The sequence below is a fragment of the Caproicibacter fermentans genome (assembly GCF_009746625.1).
GTDB lineage: Bacteria > Bacillota > Clostridia > Oscillospirales > Acutalibacteraceae > Caproicibacter > Caproicibacter fermentans.
In genome coordinates this window covers 187,136-210,682 of sequence record NZ_VWXL01000014.1, presented here as the reverse complement: position 1 = coordinate 210,682, position 23,547 = coordinate 187,136, and the positions used below count along the sequence as shown (strand labels likewise).

Here is a 23,547-nt window from a genome sequence, read left to right as displayed (position 1 = left end):
TCGGAATCCGTTTTATAATACAGGTATAGAACTCGTACTAAATATTCCGATATTGAATAAAAGTTGGAAGGAGATAGAAAAAATGGGAAATATGTTTTGTTTTCAATGCGAGCAGACGGCGGGATGCAGCGGCTGCACCGGCGCGCAGGGCGTCTGCGGCAAAAAAGAGGACACCGCGCTTTTGCAGGATGAGCTGACCGGCGCCCTGATCGGGCTCGCCAGGGACTTTTACGGACGCGATCACGGTGCGTCGGCAGACCGCGTGATCATTGAGGGACTCTTCACCACCATTACAAACGTCAATTTCGACAGCGAAGATATCCGGCGCCGGATCGACGCGGTCCGCGCGGAGCGGAGCAGGCTTACTGCGGCGGTCGCCGGAGAATATGACATGAACCGCCTGTGGCGGGACGATGAAGACATCCGTTCGCTCAAATCCCTGATTCTGTTCGGTCTGCGCGGCATGGCCGCTTACGCGTACCACGCTCTGGTGCTCGGCTATACGGACGGGGAAGTAAACAACTTTTTCTACAAGGGCCTTGCCGTGGTCGGCGGAACGTTCGGCATGGATGAGCTTCTGCCGGTCGTCATGGAAACCGGCAAAGTAAATTTGAAGTGCATGGAGCTGCTTGACCGGGCCAACACGGAAACCTACGGCTCCCCCGTGCCCGTCACCGTGCCGCTGACGATTGAAAAAGGCCCGTTCATCGTCATTTCGGGTCATGATCTGCGCGACCTTCAGCTGTTGCTGGAACAAACCAGGGGCAAGGGAATCAACGTGTACACACACGGAGAAATGCTGCCCGCCCATGCCTACCCCAAGCTGAAGGAGTACCCGCAGCTCAAGGGCAATTTCGGCACCGCCTGGCAGAATCAGCAGAAGGAATTCAAAGACATTCCCGCGCCGGTCCTGTTTACCACGAACTGCCTGATGCCCGTAAAGGACAGTTACCGCGACCGCGTTTTCACGACCGAAGTCGTGGCCTACCCCGATATGGTTCACATCGACGAGGAAAAGGATTTTACCCCGGTGATTGAAAAGGCTCTGGAGCTTGGCGGTTACGCGGAAGACCGCGTCATGACCGGCATCAACGGAGGCACTCAGGTGACAACCGGCTTTGCCCACGGCGCCGTGCTCGGCGCGGCGGATAAAGTTGTGGAAGCGGTAAAGTCCGGCGCAATCAGTCATTTCTTTCTGGTCGGCGGCTGCGACGGAGCAAAGCCGGGGCGCAACTACTACACGGAATTTGTCAAGCAGGCGCCGAAGGACAGCATGATTCTGACCCTGGCCTGCGGAAAATACCGCTTCAACGACCTGGACCTCGGCTCTATCGGCGGTCTGCCGCGCATCATGGATATGGGGCAGTGCAACGACGCTTACAGCGCGGTTCGCGTCGCTTCCGCCCTGGCGGAAGCGTTCGGGTGCGGCGTAAACGACCTGCCGCTTTCCATCGTTCTGTCGTGGTACGAGCAAAAGGCGGTCTGCGTCCTGCTTTCGCTTTTGTCCCTCGGAATCAAGAACATCTACATCGGGCCGACGCTGCCCGCGTTCCTCTCCCAAAATGTCCTGAATGTTCTGGTGGAACAGTTCGGCATTTCCCCGATCAGCACGCCGGAAGAAGACCTGAAAAAAATCCTGAACCGATGATCCCTTTCATTCCCCCGCATCCGCGGGGGAATTTCTATCTTCTGCCAATTTTAATGACTAAAACCCGCTCCCGTGAGGAAAGCTAAAACAAAAACACGGAGGCGCATCCATGGGGAAACAGATAACGGAGAAAGTCACATGGGTTGGCAAAATTGACTGGGAGCTGACAAAATTCCACGGCAATGAATACTCGACACACCGGGGGTCTTCCTACAACTCCTATCTTATCCGGGACCAGAAGACGGCGCTGATCGACACGGTATGGCAGCCGTTCGGCAAAGAATTTGTCGCCGGGCTGAAAAGGGAAACCGATCTGAACCGGATCGATTACATCATTGCGAACCACAGCGAAATCGACCACAGCGGCGCTCTGCCGGAGCTGATGCGCGAAATTCCGGAAACGCCGATCTACTGCACGGCCAACGGAGCGAAAATCCTGAAAGCACATTACCACCGCGACTGGAATTTTAAAGTGGTCAAAACCGGCGATAGGCTGCAGCTTGGGGAAAACACGCTTATCTTTGTGGAAGCCCCCATGCTTCACTGGCCGGACTCCATGTTTACCTATCTGACGGGTGAGAACATCCTGTTCAGCAACGACGCGTTCGGCGAACACTTCGCGACGGAATCGCTTTACAATGATACGGTGGATCAGGCGGAGCTGTGGGCGGAAGCGCTGAAATACTACGCGAACATCCTCACGCCGTTCAGCCGGTTTGTAACCAGGAAGATCAACGAAGTTCTTACGCTGAAACTCCCCGTTTCAATGATCTGTCCCAGCCACGGCGTCATCTGGAAGGACAACCCCGTTCAGATTGTCGGCAAATATCTGGAATGGGCCGACCGGTACCGGGAGAACCAGATCACCCTGGTTTACGACACCATGTGGAATTCGACCCGGAGAATGGCCGAAGCGATCGCCCAAGGCATCCGGAAAGAGGACCCGACGGTCACCGTCAAGCTGATGAATTCCTCCAAAAAAGATAAAAACGACGTGATAACCGAGGTTTTCCGCTCCAAGGCAGTTCTTCTCGGTTCCCCTACCATCAACAACGGATACCTGTATTCCGTCGGCGGGATTCTGGAAATGATGAAAGGCCTGAAATTTCAGGCAAAAAGCGCCGCGGCTTTCGGCAGTTACGGCTGGAGCGGAGAAGCGGTGAAGCAGATGACGGGAGAGCTTGCCGCCTGCGGTTTTCAGATTCTGAACGACGGCTGCCGCAGCCTTTGGGTGCCGGACCGTGCCGAGCGTTCGGCGTGCGAGGAATACGGCAGGCAGTTTGCCGCCCTGCTGCAAAAACAGGCGCGGGAGTCGGAAGACAGACCGCAATAGACTAGGAGGAAATCGAATGAGCGAAGAAATCAACAACCGGGAATACCGTCAGAAAGTGATCAAAGACCTGATCGCACAGCTGCAGTCGGGTAAAAGCGTGGAAGAGGTCAAAGGACAGTTTGCAAAAACCTTTGAGGGAGTCTCCGCGGAGGAGATCGCTCAGGCGGAGCAGGCTCTGGTCGCGGACGGCCTGCCGATCTCCGAAGTCCAACGCCTCTGCGACGTTCACGCAGCCGTTTTCAAGGGATCGATCGAAGAGATCCACCGGCCGGCGGATCCCTCGAAAATACCGGGCCATCCTGCAAATGTTCTGAAAGCTGAAAACAGAGCGGTGGATCAGCTGCTCGGTGAAATCCGAAGTTATCTGCCCCGGCTTCCGGAGGAAGACGCGGAAAAGGCCATCAAGACCCGATTTACAAAGCTGGCGGAAATCGACCGGCATTATCTGAAAAAGGAAAATCTCCTGTTTCCCTATTTGGAGCATTACGGCATTACGGCCCCGCCGAAAGTCATGTGGGGCGTCGACGACGAGATCAGAGCACAGATTAAGGAAATCAGCCGAAATCTAAATCTGCGGGAATCCGGGCAGCTGAAAGAAGCGATCGAAGCCCTTTTGAATCAAATAGCCGAAATGATTTTCAAAGAAGAAAACATCATGCTGCCCATGCTTCTGGAAAACCTGACGGAGGACGAGTGGGAAAAAGTCGCCGAGGAAAGCGGAGATTTCGGATTCTGCCTGATAGAAAAAGCGCCTGTCTGGAAGCCCAACCAGCAAAAAGGCGCAGCGGACCGGATCCAGGAAGAAAGCAGCCTGCCGGGAACCGTGGCGCTTCCCACGGGCACCCTGAAAATCGAGGAGCTGATCCGGATTCTTGACACCCTTCCGGTAGACCTGACCTTTGTGGATCGGGATGACACGGTCAAATACTTTTCACAGGGAGCGGAGCGGGTATTCCCCAGAACCAAGGCAATCATCGGCCGCAAGGTGGCAAACTGCCATCCACCGGCGAGCGTGCATATCGTGGAAAAAATCGTGGAGGATCTGAAAGCCGGCAGAAAAGAGCACGAGGATTTCTGGATCAAGATGGGCGGCAGATACATTTACATCCGGTATTTCGCCGTCAGAAACGAAAAAAAGGAATACCTCGGAGTTCTGGAGGTAACGCAGGATATTCAGCCGATTCAGCAAATTACGGGGGAAAAGCGACTGATGTCCGATTAAAAAAGCAGGCGCATCCTGTAGAATTTTCCGGAAAAATGTTCTATAATAAAGATATAAAAAACGGAAGGTTTGTGACTCACGATGCGTCTGAAAAAACTGAAAATAACGCTCTGCCTTGCCCTGACGGCGGCCGCGGCACTGGGCTCCGCCGGCGAGCGGGCCTCGGCCGCCGGACGGAACGGAATCTTTACAACGCGCCCGACTTATTCCGTTCCTACATACCGTGTCTATTTAAGCCCCTCCTGCCAGACCTGGAATCCCTACTGCGACGGTTCCGGCAGCGAGGAGCTCCATATGCGGGAGGTCGCCTTTGCCATGATCCCTTATCTCCGGCAGTATGGAATCGGTTACGCCCTTGCAAGCGCCCAGACCGGCAGCCGTGAAAATCAGCGAAACACGATTGTCGGCCGGGTCAGGCAGGCGGAGGAAAACCGCTGCGACCTTTATCTGGCGATTCACTCCAACGCGCGGGACGACGGTCCCAAAACGAACGGCACCACGATTTTTTATCCGTCGGACAGCGCTCAAAGCCTGCGTTTTGCCAACCTGCTGAAGGAGAATTTTATTTATCCGGATAAAAGCGCCGTCAGCCTTGACACCAACGACGCGCTGTGGGAAATGTACATGCCGAAAATGACGCACTGTCTGATCGAAACGGCGTATCACGACAATCCGCAGGATGTCGCCTGGATCGAGAGCAACACCGACGCCATCGCAAAAAGTCTCGCCCGGTGCGTCGCTCTGAACGAATACATCCCTGTTTCCGTCAAAATGGACAAGACCGCCGTCAGTATCAAGGCGGGCAAAACCTGTGAACTGAATTCCGCGGTTACGCTGATCAACGGCAATGTGTATGACAACCGCACGTCCTGGAGCTCGTGCAATTCCAGGGTCGCGGTCGTTCAGAACGGGACGGTCCTGGGCGTTTCAAAGGGCTGCACGACGATTCAGGCAAGAACCGGCAACGGCCTGACGGCCCAATGCCTGGTTACGGTCACCTGAAAAGACGGTTCTCACCGCTGCCCGCACTGCTTATAAAACAGTCTCAGATTCTTCTTTTCCTTTTCACTGTCGGCATTCAGCCGGCCCAGCCGGTCGCAAAAGCCAAGCAATCCAACCTCATGAAAATCGGCCTCTCTCTTCATTCCCTCCAGATCCGCGAACGGAAGGCTCTTGACAACAAACAGAATCTGCATATGCCTGCGGACCAGTGCCGCCACCGCGCGGATAAAGTCTTCGTCATCCGTAAAACAACTGAGGAATTCAACGGCAAGCCTTTCTCCGATTATTTCATGGTTGTAAGAGGTTATTTTCCCTTTCCGGATTGTTGTAGCATCGGGTTTTCCAATATCATGCAAAAGCGCCGCCCACAGAAACACCGCGGGGCGGGCGCTTTTTTCTTTTTGTCCTGCCGCCTCGTCCACCACCAGCATGGTATGGTTCCAGACGCTGCCTTCGGGATGATAAATCGGGGACTGCGCGGTTTGCCTGAGCCGGTCGAGCATATCAAACGGAACCTGCCGGAAAAGCGGGTCGCCGCAAATCCGGTTCAGATACCGGGACGGCTCCGCGTCCCGCAGCAAATGCCGGTTCAACTCAAGATACAGCTCCCTGCCGTTCATTTTTTATTTTTATCTTCCGCCGGAAATACCGCTTTCGCGCTTTCCGTACGCGGGTCGTGATTCACATGTTTGGACGGAAATTTTCCGTCATGCTTCTTCTCGTTTTTCGTGCGATTCCCCATTCCGTCTCCTCCTTCAGCGTTTTGTGTTGGGTCCCAGGGCGACCTTGCGCGTATTGTGGTTTGGATTAAATTCAGTTTGATTGCCGGCGTCGTTCAAAACGGCGTCCTTTATTTTTTTCTGGGGGTTTTGCGTTTTCTTTTTCTTTTGATCCGCCATAAGATTCACCTCGAAGGGTAGTGTGTCTCTCCCCGCCGCGTTTATTCCGGAGCCGGGCCTCGTGCAGGCATGAAAAAGGACCGCCGCTCAACTTGAACGGCAGCCCTTTCCAGAATGATTTTATCGCTTTGGACTCTGCGCCGCCTGGGAGCAGTGACTGCACATGCCGCCGCCGCAGCCCGCGCAGCCCCCGCTTTTCCGGGCTTTGCGCATATTCCTGACAGCCAGAACGAACAAAGACGCCAATGCGATACTAATTAAAATTGTAGCCGCGTTTGCGGCAAGCCACTGTAACATACTGTCAAACCTCTTTTCGCTTTGCCTTATAAAGCCGCGCTCGCCGCGGAACCTTGCCTGACCTTATCCTGTGGGTTCGGCCGGAACAAAAAGTAAAGCAGGACGGCCAAAACAGTCAGCGCGGCGACGGTTCCTCCGCCAAAGGAAACGCCCCCGAAGATCAGGCCGCCGAACTGGTGGATCATCAGTGCGATAGAGTATGCAAACACCGTCTGATACCCAAGCGCGAACCAAGTCCACTTTGAGCTGGCCATTTCCCGCTTCATGGCGCCGATGGCAGCGAAGCACGGGGCGCACAGCAAGTTGAAAACCAGGAAGGCGAGCGCCGCCGAACCGTAGGGGAACATGACCGCAATCTGGCTCAGCAGACCTGGGTCGTCTTCCGCCACATCTCCGCCGATCCCGAACAGCACGCCGAAGGTTCCCACAACGTTCTCCTTTGCCACCAACCCGGAAACCGTCGCGACCGCGGCCTGCCAGTTGCCAAAACCCAGAGGGGCAAAAACAGGGGCGATCACGCGCCCGAGGGCGGCGAGGATACTCGCGTTTTCATCCACCATGCCGAAGCCGCCGTTAGCGAATCCAAAGCTGGAAAGGAACCAGATCGCCCCGCACGCGACAAAGATTACCGTACCGGCCTTCACGATAAACGCCTTGCCGCGCTCCCACATATGAATCAGAACGCCTTTCGGGGCCGGAATATGATACTGCGGCAGCTCCATGACAAACGGAGCTGGATCTCCCGCGAACAGCTTTGTCTTTTTCAGCATAATTCCCGAAATAACGATGGCAAGAACCCCCATAAAGTACATTGCCGGAGCCATCCATACAATATTCGGGAACATTGCTCCCCCGATTAACGCAATGATCGGAAGCTTCGCACCGCACGGAATGGAAGTCGTCGTCATAATGGTCATCCTGCGGTCTTTTTCGTTTTCAATCGTCTTTGTTGCCATAATCCCGGGCACGCCGCATCCGGAAGAGATCAGCATCGGGATAAAGCTTTTGCCCGAGAGGCCGAATTTTCGAAAAATGCGGTCCATAATGAAGGCAACGCGCGCCATATAGCCGCAGTCCTCCAGAATAGAAAGAAAAAAGAACAGAATGAACATCTGCGGAACAAATCCCAGCACGGCGCCGACCCCGCCGATGACACCGTCGACCACCAGCCCGCTGATCCAGTCGGCGGCGCCGACGCCGGTCATCCAGTCGGCAACCGCCGGTTGAATCCACCCGCCGAACAAAGTGTCGTTCGTCCAATCCGTTACGATGGTACCCAGAGAAGAAATGGAAACATAATAAACGACAAACATGACGACCGCGAAGATCGGAAGCGCAAGCCAACGGTTCGTCACCACCCGGTCTATTTGATCGGAAGTGCTCATACCGACGCGTTTTTTATGGACGCAGGTTTTCATCAGCTTTGCAATCGATTCATACCGTTCGTTTGTAATAACGCTTTCACTGTCATCGTCCATTTTTTCTTCGACTTCCGCAATGACGGAATCCAGTTTGCCTTCGATTCCCTGCGGCAAAGTCAGCGCTTCCATTACTTTGGAATCGCGCTCAAAAATTTTTATTTCATACCATCGCGCAAGCTCCGGCTTGATTGCTCCCGCGGCCAGCTCTCGGATGGCTTCCAAAGCGTGCTCCACTTCTTCGCCGAATTTACGCTGCGGAATCGAATCCTTTTTCTCCTTTGCGAGTTTAATTGCTTTTTCCGCGGCCTGCAGGGAACCTGTTCCTTTCAAGGCGGAGGTTTCGACCACTTCGCAGCCCAGGGCTTCCCCCAGCTTATCGGTATCGATCCTGTCCCCGCTCTTTCGCACCAGGTCAATCATATTCAGTGCCAGAACAACCGGAATCCCCAGTTCCACAATCTGTGTGGTCAGGTAGAGATTGCGCTCCAGATTGGTTCCGTCCACCAGATTAATGATCGCATTCGGCCGCTCGTTGATCAAATAGTTGCGGCTGACCACTTCTTCCAGCGTATAGGGCGACAAAGAATAAATTCCCGGCAAATCAGTAATTGTGACGTCCCGATGCCCTCTCAGCCTTCCCTCTTTCTTTTCCACCGTCACGCCGGGCCAGTTGCCCACATATTGGCTGGAACCCGTCAAGTCGTTAAACATCGTCGTTTTGCCGCAGTTTGGATTGCCTACAAGCGCGATCTTTATCTCCATCAATTTACCTCCTTAATTGGTTAGCATACACTAACTAGCGCATAGAAAAAAACACCTTTTCCTCATTCCGCCACAAGAATGTTTTCCGCTTCCGACTTGCGGATGGAAAGCTCGTAGCCCCGAACATTCACCTCAATCGGGTCGCCCAGCGGTGCCACCTTGCGAATCAGAATTTCCGCGCCTTTTGTAATTCCCATATCCATAATTCTGCGCTTTAGCGCTCCGGTCCCCGTCAATTTAGCAACCGTCACCGTTTGACCGCGCTTTGCGTCCTTCAAGGTTTTCATTCGATTTTCCCCCTTACCACTGATTCATCAGCCGACATAAACGCGGCCCGCCATCGCCCTGCTGATTGCAACGCGGGTTCCTTTGACATTCACAATAATGTTTCCTCCAAGCTCCGTAACGACGGTGACCGCCGCATCCGACACAAAGCCCAGGCTTGCAAGAAAGCGCCGGGTTTCATCCCTGCCGCGTATGGAATGAACCGATACCACTTGCCCCGGGCGAACCATGTTTAAAGGCATAACCCCCGAAAAACCCGCAGCCTTGTTTCCAATTCGTTCTCTTAAAACCGTCTGCTCCATATTCATGCCGTTACCTCCGTTAAATCCAACTGCCCGTTGTGCTTCTGTATTTGGTAAGCATATGCTAACCTATGCATATAGTTTACCTCTGCTAACTCAAAAAGTCAAGTGCATTCGGTTAAAAAGTTAGCTTTTCTTAGGCCGGCCTGATCTTCCTCCCGGAAAAACGGGCGAAAACACCGCTGCCGGGGTGCCGAGCCGTAATCAAATGCAGGCGCGAATATCCCGCGGGTTCTCGGAATATGAATGGATAGACAATCCCCATCAGATCAGGGTACTGCTCAGCGATCTTTGCCAAAATCCTGAACGGAGCAGAAAAGAGGATAATATGCTGTATATCAGAACCGACGCGGATCATGGAACCGCCCCGGAGCGCCTGACCGGATGTCTTGCAATTGCGGAAGAGCTCCGCCGGCGCGGGGAATGCTCTGTATTCCTGCTAACGGGTCCGGACATGGCGGAGCCGATCGGACGGAGCGGATTCCAAGCCATCGTTTTAGATCACCTCAGCAGCCCGGAATCCGAGGCGGAACGCCTGGTTCCTCTTTTGAAAAAGGAAAAAGCCGCGAAACTTCTGGTCGATCTTCCCCGTATCTCCGCCGGTTATTTTGAATCGCTGAACCATGCCGCCAAGCTGATTTATCTTGGAACGCAGGAGCAGGTTTTTCCGGGAATTCATTTGCTGATCAATTACAGCAACGCCTGCCGCATCGATTTTTATTCGGAAGCATATTGCGCATGCAGCACGAAACTGCTTTTAGGCGTCCGGTATCTGCCGCTGCGAAAAGAATTTCGCGAATTGCGCCCCATTGTCCGTGACCGGGTGAAAAATATATTGATGCCCGTAGGGGGAGCGGCCGAAACGAGTCCTGTCGGAAGGCTTGCCGAAGACCTTTCCTCCGCTTTTCCGAATTTAAACTTTATTCTCGCAGCGGAATTCCTAAACCGTGGAATTTCTTCTCTCGAAAAGCAGGCGTCACGGCTGCGGAATGTGGAGCTTGTTGCAAATCCCGAAAATATGGCGGCCGTGATGAGAAACTGTGACGCCGCCGTATCGGCCTGCGGCATGCACTTGTATGAGCTGTGCGCCTGCGGGACGCCCACCGTGTGCTTTGCCCTGACGGCGGAACAGTCCGAATGCGGAAAGCAGTTCCATTTTGACCGCATCACCGCTTACGCCGGCGACCTCATCAGCAATTATGGCGCCTGTCTGTTTCGCATCACGGCTCGCCTGAAAAGCCTGACGGAAAACAATTCCCTGCGAAGGGAAACGGCCGTGCGGATGAATTCGTATCTCGACGGATTCGGCAGCCAAAGGATCGCGGAAGAAATTCTGAAGCTGAATTAACGGGTTTCTTCCGTCCTGCCTAAACTTTTAAGTGAGAAGAAATTCCATTTGGCAGTCGCAGGGTTCGGCATCCGCGAGCTTTTGATTGTATTCTTCCGCCTCCGTACAGCCCATCCGGCGATAAAACGCCTGTGATTCTTCGGATGAGTGCGCGGAGAGATAGAGCTTTTTTGCGCCAAGGCTCTTTGCGCTCTCACAGGCTTTCCGGAAGAGGCTTCTGCCGACTCCGCAGCCGCGTGACTCGCAGGATACATGCAGACTGGATAACTGCAAATATTGCAGCGATGACCCGAACGGTTCTCTTTCGACGGAGGAAAATCCAATCAGACGGCACCCGTCGAACGCGCCCGCTACTTTGCCGCCCATATGTACTGTGTTTCGCAGGCAGGACACCAAAAAAGCATAATCCTCATCGCTCCATTGCTCCGTAAAAGATATGTTTTTCAGAACCCATACGCCGTCTTCCTTCCTCCAGCAGCGTTTCACTTCCTGGTAACGGTTGAATTTCCGGAACAGCGAAGCGGTAATCTCCCTTTGGGAAAGCTGCTTGTAAGCAATCTGATTCAATGACTTCCTCCTGTAAAAAACCGGCGGTTTCCGGCAAATTCGGCGGACAAGCATCCGCCGGGTATTGACCAAACGGACATTCTATTTTATTATTATACTACTAACAATAAAAAAACAGGAATGGGTTTTAGCATGAATATTATTTTTGATATTGACGGAACTCTATGGGATTCCACAAAAGTAGTCGCAGCCGCATGGGCCAGGGCAGTCCGGGAAATCGGAGGAACCTTCGCGGAAATCACGCCGGCTGTTTTGAAAAAAGAATTCGGCAAATCCATGGACGTCATCGCGGACGATCTGTTCCGGGAAGCGGATTCGCACACAAAAAACCTGCTGATTCGTCAGTGCTGCAAAAACGAGCAGGAGGCCCTGGAGAAAAACACGGAAAACCTGCTTTATCCCGGCACCAAAGAAACGATTGAACAGCTTTCCAAAGACCACCGCCTCTTCATCGTAAGCAACTGCCAGAGCGGATACATCGAACTGTTCCTTAAAAAGAGCGAAACGCAGCGTTATATTTCCGATTTTGAATCGTTTGGGAACACGGGCAAAAGCAAGGGTGAAAACATCCGGCTGCTGATGGAGCGAAACGGTCTGAAAGACGCGGTCTACATCGGCGATACGCAGGGCGACCGCGACGCGGCTGCGGCGGCCGGAATCCCATTTGTCTACGCAGCGTACGGCTTTGGAAACGTTCCGGTGGATACGAAGAAAATCGACAGCATCAAAGAGGTTTTGGAACTCATGCGGTAAAGGATCAAAGAACGAAAATCAGGATACTCGGTTCTTTTCCCGATTACAAATAACAGAGCGGCCCGAGGCGATGCGCGGGCCGCTCTGTTTCTTTTGGAAATCTGCGGCGATCTGTTGATGACTGCGGATATACCCTCTTTTCAGCGGACCGTCGACTCGCCGCGTTCGCCGGTACGAATCCGGATCGCGTCCGATATTTCCGAGATGAATATTTTACCATCGCCGATCTTTCCGGTTTTCGCCGTCTCGATGATTTTGCCCAGAATCTCTTCCAAGCGGGAATCCGGCACGACCAGCTCGATTTTAATCTTCTTAAGAAAATTATAATCGACTTCCGTTCCCCGAATAAACTCGCGGTAACCGCGCTGACAGCCGGAGCCCATGATTTGAGTCACGCTGATTCCGTTGACATTCATCGATTTTAAAGCTACCTTCACATCCTCGAGCTGTTCCGGGCGAATATATGCTTCAATCTTCTTCATTCCAATCCTTCTCCGATCAATCCATTCCGTTGAAAGCCGGATAAGCCGGTTCCCCGTGTTCCGTAATGTCCAGGCCAATCGCCTCTTCCTTTTCCGAGACGCGGAGACCCTTTGTCACCAGCTTTGCAATCGCGGTAGCGAGGAGCGTTCCGACAACGGCAAATCCGATCGCCACACCGATCGCGGCGATCTGCCGAAGAAACAGTTCCGTGCTGCCGAAAAACAAGCCGTTCCACTTTGCGGAAGAATTGATGGAACTTTGCGCGAACAGGCCCGTCGCAATGCCGCCCCAAATTCCGCCGATCCCGTGGCATCCAAACACATCGAGCGCGTCGTCATACCCGAACCGTTTCTTAACGACGGAAATAAAGAAATAGGAAATCGGGCTTGCCAGCGCGCCGATGACAAGGGAAGCCCAAACCGGCACAAAGCCGGAACCCGGTGTGATCGCGACCAGCCCGACCACCAGACCCGTGGAGGCGCCCACCAGAGTAGGGGCTCCGTCTTTGTACTTCTCAATAAAAATCCAGGACAGCATCGCGGCGGCCGCGGAGGTATTCGTTGTCATAAATGCGTGAGCCGCCAGCGCGTTTGCCGCCCCGGCGCTTCCGGCGTTAAACCCGAACCATCCGAACCAGAGAAGCGCCGCGCCCAGAAAAACAAAAGGAACATTGTGCGGGTGGTAGGATATTTTTCCGTAATTTTTCCGCTTGCCTAAAACAATGGAAAGAATCAGCGCGCTCACGCCTGAGGTAATGTGAACCACGTTGCCTCCCGCAAAATCGACCGAGCCGATTTTCATCAGGAATCCCCCGCCCCAAACCATATGCGCCATTGGGAAATAGACCAGAAACGACCAGACCGCGACAAATAAAAACAGCGAGGAAAAGCGCATCCGCTCAACAATAGCCCCTACAATCAGCGAAGGGGTAATCACCGCGAACATCATTTGAAAGATCGCGAAAATCAGCGTGTTGGGGGGATAGGACGAATCGGAAAGCGTGTTGAAATCCATGCCGGCCCACCGAAGATTGCCGGTCACACCGCCGAGATCCCCGCTGAAAGACAAGGAAAATCCAACTAAAATCCAAAGCACCGCAGAAAGCCCCATCGTGAAAACGCAGCTCATAATGGTGTTTACCGTGTTCTTTCGTTTGGTCATCCCGGAATAAAACAAAGCAAGAGCCGGCGTCATCAATAAAACCAGCGCCGAGCTTGTCAGCATCCATGCCGCGTCCCCGTGATTCATTCAAAACATCCTCCATCTTCCGTTTCCCGCAGCCGGAGATAAGCGCTATCCGACCGGCCAGCATTAAAAAAGAAAGCCGGCAATCCCCGAAAAGGAATTGCCGGCCTCATTGCCAAACAAATACAATAGAGGCATAATAGCATATTTAATTAAGAAAATCAAGGCTTAAAACTAATAAATGCTCGTGCAAACCGAAAAATGTAACTTTTCTTCCCGGTTTTTCCTTATTTAGATTTTTTACTGAAAACATGGATTTTGACGGTCGTTCGTCGTTTGCCGCCTTGAAACGCCCCATCCGTTTGGCGGCAATTACCTTCGCATTTTCAAAGGGGAGCCCGTCACCGTAAAGACAGCCGAGGGCACGGCCGCCCCCAAAAGTTCGGCACTCCGTTCGTCCGGCTGGCTTCCGCCCACGAAAACGCGGAATTCCCCCGGCTCCAGGATACAGTTTCCGCTGTTGTCGATCAGCGCCATCTGGCGCGCGGAAATGATAAACTTCACCTGTGCCTTCTCTCCCGGCTTTAAATGGATTCTTTGGAATCCGACCAGTTGATGCCTCGGGACCCGTACGCTTGCCTTCAGATCCCGCAGATACGCCTGGACGACCTCGTCCGATTCCCGTGTTCCGGTATTTCGAACCCACGAGGTAACTTCGGCGTCGGAACCGACTGAAATTTCTTTTTCCACGACCGGCCGCTCATAAGAAAATGTGGTATAGCTCAGGCCGTATCCGAACGGATACAGGGGGGTTCCATGAAAAAAGCGGTAAGTCCTGTTCTCCATGGAATAATCTTTGAAATCCGGCAGGTCGTCATCGGAGCGATAAAAGGTCACGGGCAGCCTTCCCGCGGGAGAAAAGTCGCCGAACAGCAGGGATGCGACTGCCCTTCCGCCCTGAGAACCGGGGTACCAGGCCTGCAAAATCGCGTCGGCGTGTTCGTCCGCCCAGCCGACCGCGAGCGCGCTGCCGGACAGCAGCACGACCACGACGGGCGTGCCCGTGGCCCGCACGGCTTTCAGGAGCGTCTCCTGATTGCCCGGCAGTTTCAGGTTTGGCCGGTCGCCGGAGGAAAACTCATTCGAGGTGTCGCCTTCCTCCCCTTCAAGGCTGGCGTCCAATCCCAGGCAGACGATGGCCACGTCCGCCCGCTCCGCGGCGGAGACCGCCTCCGCCAGACGATCGTTCTTCCACGAGAGACGGCTCATGCTGTTTTGATAAAGATGGCAGCCCTCCGCGTAATAGATCCTCGTTCCCGGGCCGGCAGACCGACGGATCCCTTCCAGCACCGTTACGGATTCGGACGGAGTCCCGAAATAGTTCCCGAGCAGAGCGGTCCGGCTGTCGGCATTGGGGCCGATTACGGCGATGGAACGGAGCCGCTCTCTGTCCAAAGGAAGGATTCCGTTCCGGTTGCGCAGCAGCACCAGCGACTTTTCCGCCGTTTGTTCGGAAAACTCCCGATGCTCTTCACAATCGTTTTTTTCGTATGGAATCGAGGCGTAAGGCACGTGCTCCGCTTTGTCGAACATCCCCAGACGCATTCTGGTCAGCATGAGGCGATAAACCGCCCCGTCGATCTGCTGTTCCGTCACCAATCCGGCGCGGTGCGCTTTGACCAGGCTGGCAAACGCGCAGCCGCAGTTGAGGTCGCAGCCGTTTTTCAGCGCAAGGGCGGAAGACTCCTCAATATTTTGCGTCACCCGATGCGCCTCGTGAAAATCCTTGATCGCCCAGCAGTCCGACGTGGTGTAGCCTTTAAAGCCCCATTCGTCCCGAAGGATTTCAGTCAGAAGGGTCCTGCTGCCGCAGCAGGGCTCGCCGTTCAGCCTGTTGTAAGCTCCCATCACGCCTTCCGTTCCCGCTTCGCAGACCGCCGCCTCAAAAGCGGGCAGGTAGGTTTCCCACAAATCCTTTTGGGAAACCTCCGCGTTAAAGCTGTGGCGTTCGTCCTCCGGGCCGCTGTAAGCGGCAAAATGCTTGGCGCAGGCGGCCGCTTTCAGATATTTGGAATGATTGCCCTGAATGCCCCGGATAAAAGAGACGCAAAGCCGGGAGGTGAGGCAGGGATCTTCGCCGTAGGTCTCCTGCCCGCGCCCCCAGCGCGGATCGCGAAAAATATTAATGGTGGGCGACCAGAACGTCAGTCCCTTAAAAATATCATGGTCGCCCTTACGCTGGTATTCATGGTATTTCGCCCTGCCCTCGGTGGAAATCAAGTCCGCCATTTTTTGAACCAGACGCTCATCGAAGGTTGCGGCGATTCCGATCGCCTGCGGAAACACCGTGGCCACCCCCGCCCTCGCGACCCCGTGCAGCGCCTCCGACCACCAGTTGTAACTCGGTATCCCGAGACGTTCAATCGCCGGAGACTCATACTGCATCTGGGAGATCTTTTCTTCCAGTGTCAGGCGCGAGACAAGGTCCCCGGCCCTTTCTTCAAAACTCAGCTTCTCGTTCAGGTAGCGCGGTAAATTCGTCGTCATGGAATGCCTCCAAATTTGTAATTGCAGCGTTTGATATTATCTTATCGTTTTGAGAGGTGCTAGTCTTATCAGCCCTTGCCGATTTTTGCTCATTTTTTGCTCTATTTGGCAAAGCGTATTGAACAAAAGAAAGAACCTTTTTATAATGTTCACGAAAGGCATTAGAGCAATTAAATAATATTTGCGTTGTTTGCGTCTTCTTTTAATTAAAAACTGATAAATCATTTTTAATGCCTTTGCTATATTTCGTTCAGGCCAAATAATTCGGCCGGAACAAATCTATAAATGTGACCACTTTTGCAACACGCCGCTTAATCAGAAAAAGGCCGAGAATCTTTCGTGTCCCGCCTTTTTTGATTCGGACTTATTTTAAGGAGGAGAAATTATGAAGGCAAAGCATCTTTTCGCTGGCATACTGAGTTTGTCCGTCTTATTGACAACGGTTACCGCATGTGCCGGTTCCCCAAACGCCAGCAGCGCGCAAAGCACGGAAAATTCGTCGCAGGCAGGGACGGCTTCTCAGTCGGCCCCCGCTGAAAAAATCACGCTGACATTTTGGAACAACTACACGAACGACACCCAGCACACCATGGAGAATACCATTAAGCAGTGGAATTCGGATCACCCGAATATCCAGATTGAAGCAAGTTCCACCGAAAACAACGCCTACAAAACAAAAATCAAAACCGCGATTGCGGCGGACAGCGCCCCGGACATCATCTACACCTGGGCCGGCGGCTTCACCGAGCCCTTTGTCAAAGCGGGAAAGATTCTTCCCCTCGACGATTATCTGAACGACGGCACAAAGGACAAGTTGCTGTCCGGCGCGCTGACCAACATCACTTTTGACGGAAAAGTATACGGGCTTACTTACAATCAGCAGGCCGGCGCTCTCTATGTAAACAACGATTTGTTCGAGCAGAACGGTGTCAAGGTACCGACCACCTTTGACGAATTGCTGACCGCGGTCAAAACATTCAAATCAAAAGGGATTACGCCGATGACGGTCGGAGAAAAAGACGAATGGCCCGGCATGTGGTATTACGACATGATTGCGCTCCGCGAGGGCGGCGCTCAGCTCTGCCTGGACGCCCTGAACAAGAAGGAGTCCTACGATCAGACGGCGTTTGCCGAGGCGGCGCAGAAGCTGCAGGACCTGGTGGACGCGGGGGCGTTCCCTAAGGATGTCCTGGGCGTCACGCGCGACGAATCCGTCGCAATGTTTACCCAAGGCAAAATCCCGATGTATTTCGGCGGCAACTTTGACGCGCAGGTCATCGACGATTCCCTGAAGGGAAAGGTCAGCGCGGTGAAATTCCCGACGATCGCGGGCGCGAAAGGGACAGATACCGAATACCTCGGCGGCGGCGCCGACGCCCTGTGCGTCAGTGCGAACAGCAAACATAAGGACGAAGCCGTTCAGGCTATCAAATACCTCGCCTCCGAATTTTCAAGCGGCATGTATCTGACGGGCGGCGGTCTGCCTGAATGGAAGTACGACAGTCTCGACCAGTCAAAAATCGATCCGCTGTCCAAAGAAATCATGGAAAATATCGTCAAGGGCTCGACCGGCAGCGTCCCCGCCTGGGACCTGTATCTGACCGGGGACGACGCGCAGACCCATCTGGATCTTGTGCAGAGCCTGTTCGGAAAACAAATTTCCCCGCAGGATTTTGCCAAACAAATGCAGCAAAAAGTCAACAAGTCCTGAATCTGCCCGACGGAAAAGTCCGATTTTCCCTGTTATGCAAACTTAACAGGGAAAATCCCTTTCTTTACTAAAAAATGCCCGCTGTGAAAGATTCAGGAAAGAAGGCTGATCATCATGGAAAAAATGCTGCGCGATAAAAAAGCAATTTTTCTTTTCACTTTTCCAACATTCCTCCTTTTTACGATCATTGTCGTTTTACCCATTTTTTTCTCGATCCATTACAGCACCCTGGACTGGGACGGCTTTTCTAAAGGGGTATTCGTCGGATTTACAAATTATAAAAATCTGTTTGTTAACAATACCGACGGCTTTTTGCAGTCGGTTGCCAACTCTCTGGTTTTGGCCCTGATCTCGGTCGGCATCCAGCTCCCGATTTCGCTGCTGTTGGCGCTGATCCTCGCAAGAGGAATCAAAGGGGAACGTTTTTTCAGAACGGTGTACTTCATCCCGGTCATAATCTCCACGGTCGTAATCGGGCAATTATGGATGAAAATCTACAATTCCGATTACGGAATGCTCAACGGGGTTCTAAGGGCCGTCGGCCTCGATTCCCTTACAAACGCCTGGCTGGCCGACTCAAAAACCGCCCTGGCCTGTGTTTTCGCCGCCATGCTGTGGCAGTACGTCGGATACCATATGCTGCTGCTGTACGCCGGCGCAAAATCGATTTCGCCGGACATTTACGAAGCGGCGCGCATCGACGGGGCCAGCGAGTTGAAAATCGCTTTTCATATTACAATTCCTCTGATGAAATCAATCCTTTGCGTTTGTATCATCTTTGCCGTCACCGGGTCGTTTAAGGCGTTTGACCTGATCTACGTCATGACGGGCGGCGGTCCGCTGCATTCTACGGAAGTTCCCACTACTTTAATGTACACGACCATTTTTTCCCGCTATCAATACGGATACGGCAGCGCAATGGCCATTTTTATCATTGCGGAATGCCTTGTGTTCACACTGGTAATCAAAAGGCTCTTCAGCAACGACCAAGACGAAGCTTAAGTGGTGATACATATGAAAATACATTCCGACCATCCTGCACTAAAAAAACAGAAGAAAGTCAAAGCCTCTTCGATTGTCCTGTTCGCTTTTCTGGGGCTGTATACGCTGATACAGGTTTATCCGCTGATTTGGCTTTTCCTTTTCTCTTTTAAGAACAACAATGAAATTTACAGCGGAAACGCCATGGGGATCCCGAAAGTCTGGAGATTTTCCAATTACTTTACGGTGCTGACAAGCGGAAACGTCGCCGTTTACCTTCTGAACAGCGTCATCGTAACGGGGGCTACCATTATCATTTCTACCATCTTGCTGACGACCTCCGCGTATGCCATCGTGCGGATGCACTGGAGATGGAACCATCTTTTTCTGACTTATATCCTTCTCGGTATGATGGTCCCCCTTCACGCCACACTCCTGCCGCTGTTCATTGTTTTAAAGAACATGAATCTGCTCAACAGTTATTTTTCCATTATCCTGCCCTATGTTGCGTTCGCTTTGCCGATGGGAATCTTTATTCTGGTCGGCTTTTTGCAGAATATCCCGAAGGAACTGGAAGAGTCCGCCTGTCTGGACGGCTGCGGCATCTACCGCATATTTTATTACATTTCTCTGCCCCTGGTCCGCCCTGCAATCGCGACCGTCGCCATTTTTACTTTTCTTTCCTCCTGGAACGAACTGATGTTTGCGAATACTTTTATCAGCGCCGACAAAATAAAGACCCTCACGGTCGGCATTATGTCGCTTTCCGGCCAGCAGGGCACCCAGTGGGGGCCGATCGGGGCCGGCCTTGTCATCGCCACGGTCCCCACGCTGATCATCTACCTGATGTTCAGCAACCAGATCCAAAAGAGCGTGATTGCAGGCGCGATAAAAGGTTAATCTTCCTTTTCACTTTCTTCCTATACAAACTTCCCCCGCCGCAGAGAACCTGCGGCGGGGGAAGTTCATTATATCCCGGTATGCAGCTTTCGAAAATCCCTTGGGGAACAGCCCTTCATCCCGCGGAACACCCGGTCGAATGTGGAAATGCTGCTGAAGCCCACGGCGTAGGCGGCCTCGGACACCGTGTAATTCGGGTCCATCATCAGCACCTCCGCCTTCTTGATCCTGTATTCGTTCAGATACTGATGAAAATTTTTCTCCGTGATTTCCTTGAACAGCCGCGAAAAATAATATTCGCTGAACCCGGCGGCATGGGCAATGTCTTTCAGTCTGATGTCCTCCGTGTAGTTTTTTTCAATATATGCCAATGATTTTCCGATTTTATCAAGACCGACATTTCTGTTGCCGTTTTTCATATTTCCGAGATTGACCGAAGCGGGGACGCACCGGCACAGAAGAACCAGAATATCCAGCATACGCGCCGTGTAATACAATTCGTCCGCGATTCCTCCAATCTGCTGCTCCTTCAAAATTTTCTGAATCTCCGTTTCTATTTGCGAATAGAGATCCCCGTCTTCCGGTGTGATCAGCCGCACGTCAAGCAGCTGCGTGTAAAGTCTTTCCAGATTGACGTAGGAATTCAAGTTGGAAAATTCAAAATTAATAAAGATCCTCGCCCCGGTCTCCGTTTCGCTGCAGAATTCATGAATATCGCCGCCAGGAATATAAAGAATATCTTTCTCTTTTAATTTATATTTTTTTGAATTCACCATAACGAAAAAGTCATTTTTCAGCACATAAATTAATTCCAGCGCATTATGCCAGTGCGGCGGATAGGAAAAATTGACATTCTGATTGACAAGCATTCGGAACGGATAACTATTATCAAAAATTTTCTTCTCATGGAACCCGTCAATAATCATAAAAGCCCTCCTCTGTCAAAGAGCCGCTTCGTTTGCTTTCCGCAGGAAACTTTCTCCTAGTTTATTCTACCACAATATCCGTTGCAGTTCGAATGATTTTTCCGAATAGCGGAACAGCCGTCTTTCAGTGCGAACCAGAAAATGTTTCAGGCATATTGTTCTATCAAATAACATAAGCAGAGAGCCATCAGAAAAATCTGACGGCTCTCTGCTTTTTATTGCTTAATTATAACAGCAACCAATACCTGCCCGATAGCAGACCCATGTGTCTAAAAAGGTTGTGTCCTTTCGGGGGAATGGATTTCTCCCGTATTACGTGCGGTAAGCCACAACGCTCTCCCGTTCCACAAGGTGTGTCGAAATCGTGATGCGATAAACGCCGACCCTCCGGTCGGCCAACGTGTATTCTCCGTTCGTGATTCTTTGATGAAGAATTTCCATCGCGGTCATTCCAAGTTGTTCTTTCATCACGCGGATCGTGGTAAGCGTTGGGTCAATCATGGTGCAGACCGGCATGTCGTCAAAGCCGATGACCGAAACATCCTGCGGAATGCGGTACCCTCTGGATTTCAGCGCTCGGATGCAAGCGGCTGCGATAATATCGTTGTCCGCAAAAAAAGCCGAGAGCGGTTTCCCTCCCGCATCCAGCCAGGCGCACATGTCGTAATAGGCCTGCTCGGAGGAAATGCCGACATCGATTGACTGAAGGGGGGCCAGACTGTCGATTTCCCGTTCTTTTCGCGCTTTCAAAACGCCGGCCTGCCGCTCGTTGAAATTGTCAATGCGGCTTTTTGACCGCAGATAGCCGACGTCGGGATGTCCTTTCTCAAACAGATACGTGACTGCCTGATAGGCACCGCGAAGATTATCGGAAACCACGCAGTCCACGTCCACCATGCTGGTTGCGTTATCCACCAGGACGATGGGGATCACCTGCTTTTCCAGACCGTGCGTGTACGCTTTGTTGATGTGCCTGTCCTCCACTTCGGTCGCCAGAATAATAATCCCCGCGGCGTCCTTGCAGATTGTTGAGATTTGGTCTTCCCAGTTGCCGCTCGAATAAAAATAGCTGATCAGGACATTGTATCCGTACTCTTTTGCCCTTGCCTCAATCCCCTGCAGAACTATGGAGTAAAATGATGTTTCCTTCACGGTGTCTCCACCTTCCAGAAAAATCACATAACGAATATTCTGCGATGCGGCCGGAAGAATCTTTTTGGGAACCGAATAGCCCATACGAACGGCTTCCGCCAGAATTTTCTCTCTGGTTGCAACGCTCACGCCGGGCTTGCCGTTCATGGCAAGGGAAACGGCGGAAGCGGAAACGCCGAGTCTTTCGGCGATATTTTTTGCGGTGACCTCCAATTTCTCTACCCCCATTAGAGTGTAATGAAAAGATTAAAGCTTGCAGAATTTGAAAAAAGTAGAGGAATCAATCACGGCGGACCTTGCGACAGTGCGCGAAGAAGCATGCCTGTAGACTGATTTTATTCTATTATAGGGGAAAACGCACCGAAAATCAAGCAATCCAACTAAATTAATTTATTAATTTATAAAAAAATTGATATAATAAATTAAGTTAAATTTAAATAATGCATAAGTTATAAAAGCGCTATATATACATATTAAATAAAATTATCCCTATCGCCCATTTTAATTATTGACAATTAGTTCATAAGTGCTTAAAATAAACTAAAGTAAAGAAAATATTCTTTCTAAATATTATATAAAATTTATATCCGTGCTTTCGTTCTCCCAAGTCTGCGTGCCTGCGTGCAAATGCGCGTCAACATAAAGGAAAGACAATTATTACGAAAAAGGGGAGATCATGATGAAGAAGTTTTTGGCGTTCGCAATGTCCCTAGCGATGGTATTTTCTCTGGCAGCTTGCAACTCCGGCGGCTCTTCCGCAAGCAACGCATCCGAAGACAGTACTTCGGCGGCTGGTTCCTCCGAAGCCGGCGCGCCGGCCGGCAGTTCCGGCGGCGACCTGATTACCGTGGGCTTTGCGCAGGTCGGGCACGAATCGGACTGGCGCACAGCCTCCACCAATTCCGTTCAGGCCGCATTTTCCAAGGATAAAGGATTTGATCTGCAGTTCGTGGACTGCGATAACAACTCCGCCAAGCAGTTGGAAGCGGTCCGCAACTTCATCCAGCAGGGCGTGGATTACATCGTGATTGACCCAATCGTCTCCACAGGCTGGGACACCGTTCTGACCGAAGCGCAGAGCGCCGGGATTCCCGTAATCGTCATTGACCGCACGATCGACGATTCCGACAAGTACGTCTCCTGGGTAGGCTCCGAATTCACAAACGAAGGACTGGCCGCCGGAGCATGGCTGAAAGCCTATGCCGAAAAGAAGGGCATTAAGGAAATCAACGCCCTGGTAATCGAGGGCACCACCGGTTCTTCGGCTCAGATCGGCCGTACAAACGGCTTCAAGAAATACGCCGACGCGAACGGCTGGAAAATCCTTGATTCCCAAAGCGGCAACTTCACTCAGGACGGCGGGCAGTCCGTCATGGAATCCTACTGCAAATCTTATCAGGGCAAGTTCAATGTGGTCGTCTGCCAGAACGATAACGAAGCGTTCGGCGCCGAGGACGCCATGAACGCAGCCGGCGTGAAATACGGAATTGACGGAGACGTGGTCCTGATTTCCTTCGACGCCTGCAAGGCCGGGCTGAAAGAAGTGCTCTCCGGCAAGATCAACGCGGACTTCCAGTGCAATCCGCTGCAGGGACCTTTCTGCGCCGACATCATCTCGAAGCTGGCCGCCGGGCAGACGGTTGAAAAGAAAACTTACATGAAAGAACCGTGGTATGTGTCGGAAGATGTCCTGACTGATATTTCCTACACAAACAACGCGGGCAATGACGTCACCGAACCGCTGATTCACGTAACGCAGGACGTTGTTGACAAAGCCTATTAACCGCTGACCGGGAAAAGGGTGGCCCCTCACGTCGGAGCCA

22 protein-coding genes are annotated in these 23,547 nt (G+C 52.4%); 10 read left to right on the top strand and 12 right to left on the bottom strand.

Features of this window, described 5'->3' with window-relative positions; translation table 11 throughout:
* The first annotated feature begins 82 nt into the window (after window positions 1–82).
* The 4 genes from hcp (at window position 83) to CAFE_RS02880 (ending at window position 5,205) form a co-directional block, all read left to right on the top strand.
* Window positions 83–1,648 carry a hydroxylamine reductase gene (gene hcp / locus CAFE_RS02895; RefSeq protein WP_156989727.1) on the top strand — a complete coding sequence of 522 codons (1,566 nt, stop codon included), beginning with the start codon at window positions 83–85 and terminating at the stop codon, window positions 1,646–1,648.
* Window positions 1,649–1,757: 109 nt separating this feature from the next.
* Window positions 1,758–2,981, top strand: coding sequence for an anaerobic nitric oxide reductase flavorubredoxin (locus CAFE_RS02890; RefSeq protein ID WP_066649542.1), 1,224 nt, complete (start codon window positions 1,758–1,760; stop codon window positions 2,979–2,981).
* A gap of 16 nt (window positions 2,982–2,997) precedes the next feature.
* A complete protein-coding gene (locus tag CAFE_RS02885; protein ID WP_156989726.1) occupies window positions 2,998–4,203 on the top strand; it encodes a DUF438 domain-containing protein in 1,206 nt (401 codons plus the stop codon).
* A gap of 81 nt (window positions 4,204–4,284) precedes the next feature.
* Complete coding sequence (locus CAFE_RS02880) at window positions 4,285–5,205, top strand: N-acetylmuramoyl-L-alanine amidase (protein WP_066649554.1); 921 nt, start codon at window positions 4,285–4,287, stop codon at window positions 5,203–5,205.
* A gap of 11 nt (window positions 5,206–5,216) precedes the next feature.
* Here CAFE_RS02880 and CAFE_RS02875 read toward each other — a convergent pair whose 3' ends face one another.
* The 6 genes from CAFE_RS02875 to CAFE_RS02855 all read right to left on the bottom strand — a co-directional run bounded on the left by CAFE_RS02875 (window position 5,217) and on the right by CAFE_RS02855 (window position 9,177).
* Window positions 5,217–5,825, bottom strand: a complete 609-nt coding sequence (locus CAFE_RS02875; protein ID WP_156989725.1) for an HD domain-containing protein — start codon at window positions 5,823–5,825, stop codon at window positions 5,217–5,219.
* Complete coding sequence (locus tag CAFE_RS20290; protein ID WP_267459224.1) at window positions 5,822–5,947, bottom strand: CPC_1213 family protein; 126 nt, start codon at window positions 5,945–5,947, stop codon at window positions 5,822–5,824. The genes CAFE_RS02875 and CAFE_RS20290 overlap by 4 nt, the downstream gene beginning before the upstream one ends.
* Before the next feature lie 277 nt (window positions 5,948–6,224).
* Window positions 6,225–6,401, bottom strand: coding sequence for a FeoB-associated Cys-rich membrane protein (locus CAFE_RS02870; protein WP_083210255.1), 177 nt, complete (start codon window positions 6,399–6,401; stop codon window positions 6,225–6,227).
* 26 nt (window positions 6,402–6,427) lie between these two features.
* Window positions 6,428–8,584 (bottom strand): ferrous iron transport protein B, encoded by a 2,157-nt coding sequence (gene feoB / locus CAFE_RS02865; protein WP_066649556.1) that lies wholly within the window; start codon window positions 8,582–8,584, stop codon window positions 6,428–6,430.
* A 62-nt stretch (window positions 8,585–8,646) separates the two neighbouring features.
* Window positions 8,647–8,871: a FeoA family protein gene (locus tag CAFE_RS02860; RefSeq protein ID WP_066649558.1), complete on the bottom strand. Its 225-nt coding sequence runs from the start codon at window positions 8,869–8,871 to the stop codon at window positions 8,647–8,649.
* A 27-nt stretch (window positions 8,872–8,898) separates the two neighbouring features.
* Window positions 8,899–9,177, bottom strand: coding sequence for a FeoA family protein (locus tag CAFE_RS02855; RefSeq protein ID WP_228725153.1), 279 nt, complete (start codon window positions 9,175–9,177; stop codon window positions 8,899–8,901).
* 322 nt (window positions 9,178–9,499) lie between these two features.
* Between CAFE_RS02855 and CAFE_RS02850 the strand changes: the two genes are divergently transcribed.
* Entirely contained in the window at window positions 9,500–10,519 is a 1,020-nt protein-coding gene (locus CAFE_RS02850; RefSeq protein WP_066649562.1) for a hypothetical protein, read from the top strand.
* 27 nt (window positions 10,520–10,546) lie between these two features.
* Here the strand turns inward: CAFE_RS02850 and CAFE_RS02845 are convergent, their stop codons facing one another.
* Complete coding sequence (locus CAFE_RS02845) at window positions 10,547–11,086, bottom strand: GNAT family N-acetyltransferase (RefSeq protein ID WP_228725154.1); 540 nt, start codon at window positions 11,084–11,086, stop codon at window positions 10,547–10,549.
* Window positions 11,087–11,218: 132 nt separating this feature from the next.
* Here CAFE_RS02845 and CAFE_RS02840 point away from each other — a divergent pair, with 132 nt between their 5' ends.
* Complete coding sequence (locus CAFE_RS02840; RefSeq protein ID WP_066649571.1) at window positions 11,219–11,839, top strand: HAD family hydrolase; 621 nt, start codon at window positions 11,219–11,221, stop codon at window positions 11,837–11,839.
* A 140-nt stretch (window positions 11,840–11,979) separates the two neighbouring features.
* Here the strand turns inward: CAFE_RS02840 and CAFE_RS02835 are convergent, their stop codons facing one another.
* From CAFE_RS02835 to CAFE_RS02825, 3 genes are all read right to left on the bottom strand, one after another.
* Window positions 11,980–12,321, bottom strand: a complete 342-nt coding sequence (locus CAFE_RS02835) for a P-II family nitrogen regulator (protein ID WP_156989724.1) — start codon at window positions 12,319–12,321, stop codon at window positions 11,980–11,982.
* 16 nt (window positions 12,322–12,337) lie between these two features.
* Entirely contained in the window at window positions 12,338–13,570 is a 1,233-nt protein-coding gene (locus CAFE_RS02830) for an ammonium transporter (protein ID WP_156989723.1), read from the bottom strand.
* Window positions 13,571–13,879: 309 nt separating this feature from the next.
* Entirely contained in the window at window positions 13,880–16,054 is a 2,175-nt protein-coding gene (locus CAFE_RS02825; RefSeq protein ID WP_156989722.1) for a glycoside hydrolase family 3 C-terminal domain-containing protein, read from the bottom strand.
* A 385-nt stretch (window positions 16,055–16,439) separates the two neighbouring features.
* Here CAFE_RS02825 and CAFE_RS02820 point away from each other — a divergent pair, with 385 nt between their 5' ends.
* The 3 genes from CAFE_RS02820 (at window position 16,440) to CAFE_RS02810 (ending at window position 19,646) form a co-directional block, all read left to right on the top strand.
* Window positions 16,440–17,765, top strand: coding sequence for an extracellular solute-binding protein (locus CAFE_RS02820; RefSeq protein WP_156989721.1), 1,326 nt, complete (start codon window positions 16,440–16,442; stop codon window positions 17,763–17,765).
* Between the two features lie 114 nt (window positions 17,766–17,879).
* Window positions 17,880–18,767 carry a carbohydrate ABC transporter permease gene (locus CAFE_RS02815; protein ID WP_066649580.1) on the top strand — a complete coding sequence of 296 codons (888 nt, stop codon included), beginning with the start codon at window positions 17,880–17,882 and terminating at the stop codon, window positions 18,765–18,767.
* A 12-nt stretch (window positions 18,768–18,779) separates the two neighbouring features.
* Window positions 18,780–19,646 carry a carbohydrate ABC transporter permease gene (locus CAFE_RS02810; RefSeq protein WP_066649582.1) on the top strand — a complete coding sequence of 289 codons (867 nt, stop codon included), beginning with the start codon at window positions 18,780–18,782 and terminating at the stop codon, window positions 19,644–19,646.
* Between the two features lie 68 nt (window positions 19,647–19,714).
* Here the strand turns inward: CAFE_RS02810 and CAFE_RS02805 are convergent, their stop codons facing one another.
* Together CAFE_RS02805 and CAFE_RS02800 are read right to left on the bottom strand one after the other, a co-directional pair.
* On the bottom strand, window positions 19,715–20,572 hold the full coding sequence (locus CAFE_RS02805; RefSeq protein ID WP_066649584.1) for a helix-turn-helix domain-containing protein: 858 nt from the start codon (window positions 20,570–20,572) through the stop codon (window positions 19,715–19,717).
* A 312-nt stretch (window positions 20,573–20,884) separates the two neighbouring features.
* Window positions 20,885–21,937 (bottom strand): substrate-binding domain-containing protein, encoded by a 1,053-nt coding sequence (locus CAFE_RS02800; RefSeq protein ID WP_066649587.1) that lies wholly within the window; start codon window positions 21,935–21,937, stop codon window positions 20,885–20,887.
* Between the two features lie 463 nt (window positions 21,938–22,400).
* Here CAFE_RS02800 and CAFE_RS02795 point away from each other — a divergent pair, with 463 nt between their 5' ends.
* Window positions 22,401–23,507 (top strand): ABC transporter substrate-binding protein, encoded by a 1,107-nt coding sequence (locus CAFE_RS02795; RefSeq protein ID WP_166525050.1) that lies wholly within the window; start codon window positions 22,401–22,403, stop codon window positions 23,505–23,507.
* Window positions 23,508–23,547: the final 40 nt, after the last annotated feature.

What these genes read in the sequence shown, in the direction of transcription:
- CAFE_RS02795 (WP_166525050.1), top strand. Translation starts at nt 22,401, where the DNA reads ATGATGAAGAAGTTTTTGGCGTTCGCAATGTCCCTAGCGATGGTATTT.
- CAFE_RS02815 (WP_066649580.1), top strand. Translation starts at nt 17,880, where the DNA reads ATGGAAAAAATGCTGCGCGATAAAAAAGCAATTTTTCTTTTCACTTTT.
- CAFE_RS02885 (WP_156989726.1), top strand. Translation starts at nt 2,998, where the DNA reads ATGAGCGAAGAAATCAACAACCGGGAATACCGTCAGAAAGTGATCAAA.
- CAFE_RS02825 (WP_156989722.1), bottom strand. Translation starts at nt 16,054, where the DNA reads ATGACGACGAATTTACCGCGCTACCTGAACGAGAAGCTGAGTTTTGAA.
- CAFE_RS02855 (WP_228725153.1), bottom strand. Translation starts at nt 9,177, where the DNA reads ATGAATATGGAGCAGACGGTTTTAAGAGAACGAATTGGAAACAAGGCT.
- CAFE_RS02870 (WP_083210255.1), bottom strand. Translation starts at nt 6,401, where the DNA reads ATGTTACAGTGGCTTGCCGCAAACGCGGCTACAATTTTAATTAGTATC.
- CAFE_RS02820 (WP_156989721.1), top strand. Translation starts at nt 16,440, where the DNA reads ATGAAGGCAAAGCATCTTTTCGCTGGCATACTGAGTTTGTCCGTCTTA.
- CAFE_RS02840 (WP_066649571.1), top strand. Translation starts at nt 11,219, where the DNA reads ATGAATATTATTTTTGATATTGACGGAACTCTATGGGATTCCACAAAA.
- hcp (WP_156989727.1), top strand. Translation starts at nt 83, where the DNA reads ATGGGAAATATGTTTTGTTTTCAATGCGAGCAGACGGCGGGATGCAGC.
- CAFE_RS02890 (WP_066649542.1), top strand. Translation starts at nt 1,758, where the DNA reads ATGGGGAAACAGATAACGGAGAAAGTCACATGGGTTGGCAAAATTGAC.
- CAFE_RS02805 (WP_066649584.1), bottom strand. Translation starts at nt 20,572, where the DNA reads ATGATTATTGACGGGTTCCATGAGAAGAAAATTTTTGATAATAGTTAT.
- CAFE_RS02835 (WP_156989724.1), bottom strand. Translation starts at nt 12,321, where the DNA reads ATGAAGAAGATTGAAGCATATATTCGCCCGGAACAGCTCGAGGATGTG.
- CAFE_RS20290 (WP_267459224.1), bottom strand. Translation starts at nt 5,947, where the DNA reads ATGGGGAATCGCACGAAAAACGAGAAGAAGCATGACGGAAAATTTCCG.
- CAFE_RS02850 (WP_066649562.1), top strand. Translation starts at nt 9,500, where the DNA reads ATGCTGTATATCAGAACCGACGCGGATCATGGAACCGCCCCGGAGCGC.
- CAFE_RS02810 (WP_066649582.1), top strand. Translation starts at nt 18,780, where the DNA reads ATGAAAATACATTCCGACCATCCTGCACTAAAAAAACAGAAGAAAGTC.
- feoB (WP_066649556.1), bottom strand. Translation starts at nt 8,584, where the DNA reads ATGGAGATAAAGATCGCGCTTGTAGGCAATCCAAACTGCGGCAAAACG.
- CAFE_RS02830 (WP_156989723.1), bottom strand. Translation starts at nt 13,570, where the DNA reads ATGAATCACGGGGACGCGGCATGGATGCTGACAAGCTCGGCGCTGGTT.
- CAFE_RS02860 (WP_066649558.1), bottom strand. Translation starts at nt 8,871, where the DNA reads ATGAAAACCTTGAAGGACGCAAAGCGCGGTCAAACGGTGACGGTTGCT.
- CAFE_RS02875 (WP_156989725.1), bottom strand. Translation starts at nt 5,825, where the DNA reads ATGAACGGCAGGGAGCTGTATCTTGAGTTGAACCGGCATTTGCTGCGG.
- CAFE_RS02880 (WP_066649554.1), top strand. Translation starts at nt 4,285, where the DNA reads ATGCGTCTGAAAAAACTGAAAATAACGCTCTGCCTTGCCCTGACGGCG.